The following is a 4,523-nucleotide window of genomic DNA, read 5'->3' on the forward strand; positions in this document are numbered from 1 at the left end:
TGCATCGAGATCGGTTTTCCCGTTACAGACCCGCATACATGCGGCCGGGTTTGAGGATGCCCTTGGGGTCGAAGCTTTCCTTGACCCGGCGGCTGAGCGCCATCAGCGGCTCGGGCAAGGGCTGGAACACGTCCGTCGCTGCACGCACCGACTCGGGCGCCCGCACCAGCGTGGCATGGCCGCCGGCGGAGAGCGCTGCGCGGATCGCTGCACCCGAGTCGGGCGGTGCCGCCAGCCAGACAAGCCCACCGCCCCAGTCGTAGAAGGCGTCGACATCGAGCGTCCGGCGGACGGCCTCGACGGTCGAGGGGCCGGCGGATGGCGGGACGGAGAGTTTCCAGAGCTGGTCGTCACCACCCTTGCCCACCCCAGCCCCGTCCCGAACCTCGCGCCAGACCGCCAGCGACTCGTCGCGCCCCAGCACGGCGTCGGCCCGCAGCTCCTCGCGCAGCATGGTGACGCGCGCGGCGACCGACGGGCCGAAGCCCTCCAGCCGCACCAGCGTCGCCGCCCCGCCCGCCCCCGACACCGCGGACACGCCCGACCGCGCGGCGATCCCCGCCGGCAGATGGGCGGCGCCCGACACCTCGTAGGGGCTGCGCAGCGCACGGTCGAGCATCGCCACCGCCGCCCTGTCGTCCAGCCCGACCAGCAGCAGCGTCGCGGTGTCCTCCGGCGCCGGCAGCACCTTCACCGTGATCTCGGTCAGCGCGGTCAGCGTGCCGAAGGACCCGGCCATCAGCTTCGGCATGTCATAGCCGGTGACGTTCTTCACCACCTTGCCGCCGCCCTTGTAGGCCTCGCCCCGGCCGCTGACCCCGGCGATTCCCAGCGTGTGGTCGCGGGCCGAGCCGGCCGAGAGGCGGCGCGGCCCGGCCAGCCCGCTGGCGACCAGACCGCCCAGCGTTCCTCCCTCCGGCGGTTCGAAAGCCAGATGTTGCCCGCGCTCGGCCAGCAGGGTGCCGATCGTCGCCATCGGGGTGCCGGCAAATGCTGTCAGCACCAGTTCCTCCGGCTCATAGGCGATGACGCCCGACAGAGCGGACAGGTCGAGCGCGTGGCCCGCCTGCACCGGGCGCCCCAGCCCGCGGCGGCTGCCGCTGCCCAGGATCTCCAGCGGTTCGCCGGCCGACAGCGCCCAGCGCACCGCGTCGGTCACCTGCGCGGCAGTGTCCGGCTTCAAAATGGTGATGGTCATGGCGAGCGGCGGCCCCTCAGAAACGCGGGATGTCGGGGAAGCGCAGCTCCCCCTGGTGGACATGCAGCCGGCCAAGCTCGGCGCAGCGGTGCAGCGTGGGGAAGACCTTGCCGGGATTCAGCAGACCGTCGGGATCGAAGGCGCATTTCAGCCGCTGCTGCTGCTGAAGGTCGGCCTCGTCGAACTGGTCGGTCATCAGGTCGCGCTTCTCGACGCCGACGCCATGCTCGCCGGTCAGCACGCCGCCGACCTCGACGCACAGGCGCAGGATGTCGTTGCCGAAGGCTTCCGCCGCCTCCAGCTCGCCCGGCTTGTTGGCATCGTAGAGGATCAGCGGATGCAGGTTGCCGTCGCCGGCATGGAAGACGTTGGCGACGCGCAGGCCGCAGCGGTCCGACATCGCCTGCATCCGTTGCAGCACCAGCGGCAGCGCCTTGCGCGGGATGGTGCCGTCCATGCAGTAGTAATCGGGGCTGATGCGCCCGACCGCCGGGAAGGCGGCCTTGCGCCCGGCCCAGAAGGCCAGCCGCTCCTCCTCGCTCTTCGACACGCGGGCATAGCAGGCGCCCTTGTCACGGGCGATGGCCTCGACCCGGTCGATCAGATGGTCGACCTCGGCCGCCGGACCGTCCAGCTCGACGATCAGCAGCGCCTCGACATCCAGCGGATAGCCGGCATGGACGAACGCCTCGGCGGCGTGGATGGCGGGACGGTCCATCATCTCCATGCCGCCGGGGATGATCCCGGCGGCGATGATGGCGGCCACGCAGTCGCCGCCCTGCTCGCTGCTGGGGAAGCCGAGCAGCACCGCGCGGGCGGTCGCCGGCTTCTTCAATATGCGCACGGTGACCTCGGTCACCACGCCGAGCAGCCCTTCCGAGCCGGTGACGATGCCCATCAGGTCGTAACCGCCGGCATCCAGATGCTTGCCGCCCAGCCGCAGGATGGTGCCGTCCATCAGCACCATCTCCAGCCCCAGCACATTGTTGGTGGTCAGCCCGTATTTCAGGCAATGCACGCCGCCGGAATTCTCGGCGATGTTGCCGCCGATGGTGCAGGCGATCTGGCTGGACGGATCGGGGGCGTAATAGAAGCCCTCCTGCGCGACCGCGTTGGAGATGCCGAGGTTGGTCACCCCTGGCTGCACGGTGACGCACCGATTCGCATAGTCGATGTCGAGGATGCGCTTGAACTTGCCCATGCCGAGCAGCACGCCGTCGGCCAGCGGCAGGGCGCCGCCCGACAGCGAGGTGCCGGCCCCGCGCGGCACCACCTTCACCCCCATCGCCTTGCAGGCCTTGAGGATCTGCGACACCTGCTCGACCGTGCTCGGCAGCACGGCGACCATCGGCAGCTGGCGGTAGGCGGTCAGCCCGTCGCATTCATAGGCGCGCAGCTCGTTCTCGTCGACGATCACGCCTTCGCCGGGAACGATGGCGCGCAGCGCCTCGACGATCTCCCGGCGGCGGGCGATCACCCCGCTGTCCGGCACCGGCATCTTCATGGCGGGCGGTCCTCATCCCGTTGCGGCGAACTCGTCCGCCACACGTACCATCCGCCGCAACCCTAAGACAAGCCGATGCCGCTTCCGATGCGGAAGCCCCAAAACGCAAGAGCCGCACCCGAAGGCGCGGCTCTTGCGTAAACACCCGATGACGGAGAGGCTGGGCGCGATGCCCGGCCTCGCAGTCGATCGATCCTTGCGGATCGATCAGCCCTGGCGGGCCTTGAAACGGGGGTTCTGCTTGTTGATGACGTAGACGCGGCCCTTGCGGCGGATCACGCGGCAGGCCTTATGGCGCGTCTTCATCGACTTCAGGGAGTTGACGATTTTCATGATGCTGTTCCTGAACGCTCGGCGGCTCGATTGAAGGCGCGCACCATAGTGCGGTGCCCACCGACTGTCAACGCCTGGGAACGCTCAGAGACCGCTCTTGCCGCAGAGCATTTTTACGCCGCATCCACTGCCAAGGCAAACGACAGAGGCAGGCGGCGGAAAAGCAAAACACCCACTCCGAATGCGAAAAATGCACCCGCACTCGCCAATGAAGAGCACCTTGGCCGCGCGAGCCGCAAGCTTTTCGAAAGATATACAACCGGCCGTTAGCAGGTCGTGACAAACCGCGGAGGGAAGACGACTGCCCATTTCCGGTTCTCGACTTGCAGAGGCGCGGCAGAAGGCAACAAAACTTAACCATTTCTCCAGTCGATACACAGTAATTATTCAGCATACCCCGGTACGCCTACAAATATATTACAATGATATGCGGTGTATTGACGCGACAATACCAACCAACATCCTGAAAAGTTGAACGATTTATATTTCTGGTGTACGAACATTATCGGATATTCAGCGGCATCCACGCCGCGCCCACGCACGATTACGGCCGCTCCCGTCGGGGCGACGGCCGATTCGCGCCGGACGGCCTGGACACCGCCCCGTTCCGCGCAGGGCATGCCGCATCCGGCGGTCTTGCGCAGCGCATCATCGAAGGGGGGACCATGAAGTTCTGGAACGCTCTGACTCTGGCGGCCGCTGCCGGCGCCCTGTTCATGTCGGCCACGACGGCCGAGGCGGCCTATCCGGAGAAGCCGATCACGATGATCGTGGCCTTCGGCGCCGGCGGCGGCACCGACCTGCTGATTCGCGCGCTGGCACCCTTCCTGGAAAGGCAGCTGGGGGACGGCAGCCGGGTCGAGGTGGTGAACAAGCCCGGTGCCGGTGGCGAGATCGGCTTTGCCGCCATCGCCGACGCCACCCCCGACGGCTACACCATCGGCGCCATCAACTCGCCGAACGTCAACGCCATCCCGATCGAACGCCAGGCCCGCTATTCGCTGGACCGGCTCGACCCGCTCTACAATCTGGTCGACGACCCCAGCTCCTTCGCCGTCCACACCGACGGCCAGTTCAAGACACTGGCCGACGTGGTCACCTTCGCCAAGGCCAACCCGAACGCCATCACCGTCGGCACCACCGGCATCGGTTCCGACGACCATCTGGCGATGCTGGTGTTCCAGCGGCAGGCCGGCGTGACCTTCACCCATGTGCCCTTCCAGGGCTCCGCCGCCAACGAGGCGGCGCTGGCCAACAAGAAGATCATGCTGAGCGCCGTGAACATCGGCGAGGCGATGCAGTACAAGCAAAAGGACCCGATCAGCATCCTGGGCGTGATGGCCGAGAAGAAGGTGGAGCAGGCCCCCGGCGTCGGCACCTTCAAGGAACTGGGCTTCAACGCGCTGATGTCGTCGCTGCGCGGCATCGCGGCGCCGAAGGGACTGCCGCCGGACGTCCGGTCCAAGCTGGTCGACGCGCTGACAAGGC

The 4,523-nt window shown here is 67.4% G+C and carries 4 protein-coding genes; 1 reads left to right on the plus strand and 3 read right to left on the minus strand.

Annotated elements, in window-relative coordinates; genetic code table 11:
- Positions 1-22 precede the first annotated feature (22 nt).
- The 3 genes from glcE to ykgO all read right to left on the minus strand — a co-directional run bounded on the left by glcE (position 23) and on the right by ykgO (position 3,035).
- Positions 23-1,198 carry a glycolate oxidase subunit GlcE gene (gene glcE / locus I71_RS15680; protein WP_042695782.1) on the minus strand — a complete coding sequence of 392 codons (1,176 nt, stop codon included), beginning with the start codon at positions 1,196-1,198 and terminating at the stop codon, positions 23-25.
- Between the two features lie 16 nt (positions 1,199-1,214).
- Positions 1,215-2,702 carry an FAD-linked oxidase C-terminal domain-containing protein gene (locus I71_RS15685; protein ID WP_042695783.1) on the minus strand — a complete coding sequence of 496 codons (1,488 nt, stop codon included), beginning with the start codon at positions 2,700-2,702 and terminating at the stop codon, positions 1,215-1,217.
- A gap of 207 nt (positions 2,703-2,909) precedes the next feature.
- Complete coding sequence (gene ykgO / locus I71_RS15690; RefSeq protein WP_012973122.1) at positions 2,910-3,035, minus strand: type B 50S ribosomal protein L36; 126 nt, start codon at positions 3,033-3,035, stop codon at positions 2,910-2,912.
- 665 nt (positions 3,036-3,700) lie between these two features.
- Between ykgO and I71_RS15695 the strand changes: the two genes are divergently transcribed.
- Positions 3,701-4,523: tripartite tricarboxylate transporter substrate binding protein (locus tag I71_RS15695; protein WP_042695784.1), on the plus strand; the 823-nt coding region annotated here is incomplete at its 3' end.

Source organism: Azospirillum sp. B506, from assembly GCF_000333595.1.
GTDB lineage: Bacteria > Pseudomonadota > Alphaproteobacteria > Azospirillales > Azospirillaceae > Azospirillum.

Bases quoted from the DNA above. Each gene is read 5' to 3' on its own strand.
- glcE (WP_042695782.1), bottom strand. From the start codon at position 1,198: ATGACCATCACCATTTTGAAGCCGGACACTGCCGCGCAGGTGACCGAC.
- I71_RS15685 (WP_042695783.1), bottom strand. From the start codon at position 2,702: ATGAAGATGCCGGTGCCGGACAGCGGGGTGATCGCCCGCCGCCGGGAG.
- ykgO (WP_012973122.1), bottom strand. From the start codon at position 3,035: ATGAAAATCGTCAACTCCCTGAAGTCGATGAAGACGCGCCATAAGGCC.